5 protein-coding genes are annotated in these 5,862 nt (G+C 50.5%); all 5 read left to right on the top strand.

The annotated features are described in order from the left end of the window. Positions 1 to 1,968, top strand: a 1,968-nt coding sequence (topA, locus tag DBO31_RS05325; protein WP_150824620.1) for a type I DNA topoisomerase, incomplete at its 5' end; no start/stop codon positions are given. Beyond that, complete coding sequence (trmFO, locus tag DBO31_RS05320; RefSeq protein WP_150824619.1) at positions 1,958 to 3,268, top strand: methylenetetrahydrofolate--tRNA-(uracil(54)-C(5))-methyltransferase (FADH(2)-oxidizing) TrmFO; 1,311 nt, start codon at positions 1,958 to 1,960, stop codon at positions 3,266 to 3,268. The genes topA and trmFO, both read left to right, overlap by 11 nt. A gap of 1 nt (position 3,269) precedes the next feature. Next, entirely contained in the window at positions 3,270 to 3,809 is a 540-nt protein-coding gene (gene hslV, locus DBO31_RS05315; protein ID WP_059077238.1) for an ATP-dependent protease subunit HslV, read from the top strand. A 20-nt stretch (positions 3,810 to 3,829) separates the two neighbouring features. Beyond that, positions 3,830 to 5,233: an ATP-dependent protease ATPase subunit HslU gene (hslU, locus tag DBO31_RS05310; protein ID WP_113856022.1), complete on the top strand. Its 1,404-nt coding sequence runs from the start codon at positions 3,830 to 3,832 to the stop codon at positions 5,231 to 5,233. Positions 5,234 to 5,362: 129 nt separating this feature from the next. Then, positions 5,363 to 5,862 (top strand): AAA family ATPase (locus DBO31_RS05305; protein WP_150824618.1); only part of this gene is annotated, 500 nt, incomplete at its 3' end.

The following is a 5,862-nucleotide window of genomic DNA, read 5'->3' as shown; positions in this document are numbered from 1 at the left end:
TTTACGCCGACCTATACCAATATGTTCGATAAGCGTAAACTCATCGAAGACCTGCAGAATGAATACGTCCGCTCCAAAACCGTTTATCTGGCAACTGACCCGGACCGAGAAGGGGAGGCTATTTCCTGGCATCTGGCTCACTTGCTCGATATGGACCCCCAGACTTCGTGTCGTGTCATGTTCCATGAAATCACCAAGAAAGCTGTTCTGGCAGGAATGGAACATCCTCAGCCCATCGACCTGAAAAAAGTGGATGCCCAGCAGGCACGGCGCGTCCTCGACCGCATCGTAGGGTATAAGCTGAGCCCGCTCCTCTGGAAAAAGGTCTGTAAGGGACTCAGTGCCGGCCGTGTCCAGTCTGTAGCCGTACGGCTTATCTGCGAACGGGAAGAAGAAATCAAGGCCTTCGTACCAGAAGAATATTGGACTGTAGAAGGCACATACAAAACAGAAGACGGGCTGGAACTCCATACAGAACTGGCAAAGATTGACGGGAAAAAGGCGGCCATAGAAACGGGGGACCAGGCAGCTGCCATCGCTTCTGCCCTGCAATGGGAAAAAGGGAAAGCTGACGGTCATGAACCGGACCGTATTGAAAAGGTAGAGAAACGGAAACGCAAACGTCAGCCTCAGCCGCCGTTTACGACGTCTACGATGCAGCAGGAATGTGTCAGCAAGCTCAATTTCGGTGCCAAGAAGACGATGATGCTGGCCCAGCAGCTTTATGAAGGCCTCGATATCGGCGAACACGGTCATGTGGGGCTCATTACCTACATGCGTACCGATTCTGTCCGTATTAATGATGATATGGTGCAGAATGCCCGTGATTTTATTACGGCAACTTATGGGAAAGAGTATATTCCGGCTAAACCACATGTTTACAAAGCCAAACAGTCCAGCCAGGATGCTCACGAAGCTATCCGGCCGACGTCGCTGGAACTGACGCCGGACAAAGTAGCGCCGTATCTGTCGCGGGACCAGCTGCGCCTGTATACACTTGTCTGGAACCGTTTCCTGGCCAGTCAGATGGCTCCTGTAGAAACGGAACATATGACCATCGTCATCATGAGCGGATCTTATGAACTGCGGGCTGCTGGGTATACCGTCCTGTTCAAAGGATTTACGGAACTGTATGAAGATGCAAAGAAAGATAAGACTCTATCGGTGCTGCCGGCTATTGAGGCGGGTACGATAGTACATAATCAGACCATTGATACGATTCAGCATTTTACTCAGCCGCCTGCCCGCTATACCGAAGCCAGCCTGATTAAAACGCTGGAAGAAAAAGGTATCGGCCGTCCGAGTACGTATGCGCCGATTATGGATACCATCCAGAACCGCAATTATGTCGAAAAGAAGGATAAACAGTTCGTTCCGACTGAGTTGGGCGTCATTATCGTCGATCTGTTGAAAAAATTCTTTGAACGGATTATCAACGTCAGCTTCACGGCTCACATGGAAGAAGAACTGGATGCCATCGAACAGGGAAAGGACACCTATGTCCACGTTTTGAAAGAATTTTATGATGTCTTTGAACCGGAAATGGAAGCGGCCGAAGAAGGAATGGAAAAAGTCACCATTGCCGGACAGGATTCAGGTGAAGTATGTGAACTTTGCGGAGCTCCTATGGTGTATAAATTCGGCAGATTTGGCAAATTCCTGGCCTGTTCTAATTTCCCTGAATGTCACAATACAAAGGCTATCGTCGATGATCTGGGCATTACCTGCCCCAAGTGCGGCAAGGGGACGCTCATCCGGCGCAAGTCCAAGAGGGGCCGCGTCTTTTATGGATGCAGCCAGTATCCGGAATGTGATTTTGTCTTATGGAACCAGCCGGTAGACAAACGCTGCAAGCTTTGTGGCAGCATCATGACTATCAAACATTATAAAAAAGGTCCGGACAAGCTCTTTTGCAGTAATCCGGAATGTGAAAATCATAAAAAGGGTGAAGAAGTGAATGAAGAATAGTGTACTCGTCATCGGCGCCGGCCTGGCCGGTTCGGAAGCGGCCTGGCAGCTGGTACAGCGGGGCATCCCCGTCGAACTGGTGGAAATGCGTCCGGTCAAACCGTCTCCAGCCCATCATACGGCCCTCTTTGCTGAGCTGGTCTGCAGTAACTCTCTGCGGGCTGCCAATATTGAAAATGCCGTCGGTCTCCTGAAAGAAGAAATGCGCTGTCTTGGGTCGCTCATCATGGAAGCGGCTGATACACACCGCGTACCGGCCGGGGGAGCACTGGCAGTAGACCGGGTCCCTTTCAGTCAGTATATTACCGATCATCTCCAGAATCATCCCCTGGTTACAGTCCGTCATGAAGAAGTTTCCCACCTTCCCGATGATCAGATATGCATCATCGCCACGGGGCCGCTGACCAGCCCGGCTATGACCGAGACCATCCGCCAGATGACGGGAGAAGAATATTTTCATTTTCACGATGCTGCAGCGCCTATCGTGACAGTAGAGTCGCTGGACATGACTAAAGTATACCGGGCTGCCCGTTATGGCAAGGGCGGTGCCGATTATCTGAACTGTCCGTTTACGAAAGAAGAATACGAAGCGTTCTGGCAGGCCATGACGACGGCAGAATGTGCCGAACTTCACGATTTTGAAAAAAATGATGCCGTGTTTGAAGGATGCATGCCTGTAGAAGTCATGGCTGCTCGTGGCATTGATACCCTGCGGTTCGGTCCTATGAAGCCCGTTGGCCTTGAAATTCCCGGCACAGGGGAACTTCCCTATGCGGTCGTACAGCTTCGTCAGGATAATGGCAGTGCAACTTTGTATAATATTGTTGGCTTCCAGACACATCTCAAATTCCCGGAACAAAAGAGGGTATTTTCCATGATTCCCGGCCTGGAATCGGCAGAATTTGTCCGCTATGGTGTCATGCACCGCAATTCCTATATCAATTCTCCGGAACTCCTCGACGCGACCCTCCAGTACCGGAAAAACAAACACGTGTTTTTCGCCGGCCAGCTGACTGGTGTCGAAGGGTATCTGGAATCGGCATCGATGGGGCTCCTGGCAGGAATCAACGCCGCCCGGCTGCTGCAGGGAAAATCCTGCCTGACCTTTTCCAAGCGTACGGCTATAGGCGGCCTGAGCCAGTATATTTCATCGCCTCATGACAATTTCCAGCCCATGAATATTAATTTTGGTATCATGGAACCGCTGGGAATTAAAAAACGGATGAAAAAGAAGGAAAAGAATGGCCTTCTGGCTAAACGGGCACTGGAAGAAATTGATGCAATGAAGGAGAGTATTTGACATGACAACAGAATTTCATGCTACGACTATATGCGCCGTCCAGCGGGACGGCAAAACGGCCATTGCCGGTGACGGACAGGTCACTATGGGCAATTCGGTCATCATGAAGGGGACGGCCCAGAAGGTCCGCCGCCTGTATCATGGTAAAATCGTCAGTGGGTTTGCCGGATCCGTAGCCGATGCCTTTACCCTGTTTGACCGCTTTGAAGATAAACTAAATGAACATAACGGCAACCTGGTGCGTAGTGCCGTCGAACTGGCCAAGGACTGGCGGTCTGACAAGATACTGCACAAGCTGGAAGCCCTGCTCCTCGTGGCAGACAGCCAGCGCATCCTGCTCATTTCCGGCAACGGCGAAGTTATCGAACCCGATGATGGCGTACTGGCAATCGGCTCGGGCGGTAACTATGCCCTGGCATCGGCCCGCGCCCTGCTGCAGAATACGGACCTGTCTGCCCGGGATATTGCAGAGAAATCTCTTCATATAGCAGCAGATATCTGCGTTTACACCAATCATAATGTAATCGTAGAAGAAATATAAACGTAGGAAAGAGGTATAGCATGAATGAAATCGAATTGACGCCAAAGCAGATTGTTGCTGAACTGAATAAATACATCGTTGGCCAGGGTGAAGCCAAGAAATCCGTCGCCATTGCCCTGCGCAACCGTTGGCGCCGCAAAAGGCTGAGCGAGGATATGCAGAATGAAATCATTCCCAAGAATATCCTGCTCATCGGGCCGACCGGCGTAGGCAAAACGGAAATCGCCCGCCGCCTGGCCCGCCTGGTAGGGGCTCCGTTTATTAAAGTCGAAGCGACGAAGTATACGGAAGTAGGCTATGTAGGCCGGGACGTGGAACAGATTATCCGCGACCTCGTTACCAATGCCATCCGTATGGTACAGGAACAGGAAAGCCAGCGTTATGAACAGAAAGCCGAAGAAGAAGCCAATAAGCGCATTTTACAGGTCCTGTGGCCGAAGAAGAAAAGTGTGACCGAAAAGGTCCCCAACCCGATGGATGTCTTCTTTTCCTCCGACGATGAAGGGGAAGAAAAAGATGTGCCCAAACAGCTGGAAGAACCTATGTCTGGCCGCCGTCAGCAGATGTTCGATGATATCTGCCAGCACAAGATGGATGATCGGGAAATAGAAGTAGAAGTAGCCGAACAGGAACGGACCATCCAGGGCATCCTGACAGGCAATTCGACGGAAGAACTAACGAATAATTTCCAGGAAATGCTGGGCAGTATCCTGCCGAAGAAGAAAAAGAAGAAAAAAATGACCATTGCCAAGGCACGGGAAGTTTTCAAGGAAGAAGAACTGGAAAAATGTCTTGATATGGATGTCATCGTCGATAAAGCTATCGAAGCGACAGAAGAAGCTGGTATCGTATTCATCGATGAATTCGATAAGATTGCAGAAAAAGGCCGTTCCAACGGTCCGGACGTATCGCGCGAAGGCGTACAGCGGGATATTCTGCCTATCGTCGAAGGGGCTACGGTCAACACGAAATACGGTCCGGTCAAGACGGATCATATCCTGTTTATTGCCGCCGGGGCCTTTCACGTATCCAAGCCGAGCGACCTTATCCCTGAATTGCAGGGCCGGTTCCCTATCCGCGTCGAACTGCAGTCGCTTACAGTCGATGATTTCCGCCGCATTTTGACGGAACCGAATCAATCTCTGGTCAAACAGTATACGGCACTTTTGGCGACTGATGGCGTGACTCTCGAATTTACAGATGACGGTATCAATGCCATTGCCGAATATGCCCATCGTGTCAATCAGGAAACGGAAAATATCGGCGCCCGCCGCCTCCATACGATTCTGGAAAAAATTCTGGAAAACGTTGCATACGAAGCGCCGGATATCGAAACGAAGCATATCATCGTCAATAAAGACTTCGTAGCGGATAAACTGAACGATGTCGTACAAAATGTTGATCTGAGCCATTACATCCTCTAATAACAGGATAAGGCCCGGTTGAGACCACACATAGTATAAACAAATCAAAACCTGCCTGAGGTTGTATCTCCGGCAGGTTTTCTTTATAATAATGATGTATGTCTTACACTTTAGAGGTGGTGAATCGATTTGACACAATATATTATGCTCCAGGGGACGAGTTCCCACGTAGGCAAAAGTATCCTGACGACGGCGTTATGCCGTATTTTTTACCGCATGGGCCGGCAGGTCGTCCCATTTAAAGCACAGAATATGGCACTTAATTCATATGTGACCCGTCAGGGACTGGAAATGGGGCGGGCCCAGGTAGCCCAGGCTGAAGCTGCCGGACTGGAACCCTCGGTCGATATGAATCCAGTCCTGTTGAAACCGACGGGAAATAGCTGTTCCCAGGTCATCATCGATGGTCTGCCAATTGGGAATATGTCTGCCCGGGACTATCATAAAGGGTATTCACTCCGTGCTTTTTCCGCTGTTACAGCGGCTCTGGAGCAGCTGAAACAGCAGTATGACACGATTGTCATTGAAGGAGCGGGCAGCCCGGCCGAAGTCAATCTCCGGGACCATGATATCGTCAATATGCGCGTTGCAAAGTATCTCCGGGCACCGGTCCTGCTCGTGGCCGATAT

This window comes from Megasphaera sp. DJF_B143 (assembly GCF_900320625.1).
Taxonomy (GTDB): domain Bacteria; phylum Bacillota; class Negativicutes; order Veillonellales; family Megasphaeraceae; genus Megasphaera; species Megasphaera hexanoica.
Note: the sequence above shows the minus strand (reverse complement) of the source record. Positions and strands in the feature narration are given on the sequence as shown.

Coding starts and splice junctions, on each gene's coding strand:
- trmFO (WP_150824619.1), top strand. CDS start 1,958: ATGAAGAATAGTGTACTCGTCATCGGCGCCGGCCTGGCCGGTTCGGAA.
- hslV (WP_059077238.1), top strand. CDS start 3,270: ATGACAACAGAATTTCATGCTACGACTATATGCGCCGTCCAGCGGGAC.
- hslU (WP_113856022.1), top strand. CDS start 3,830: ATGAATGAAATCGAATTGACGCCAAAGCAGATTGTTGCTGAACTGAAT.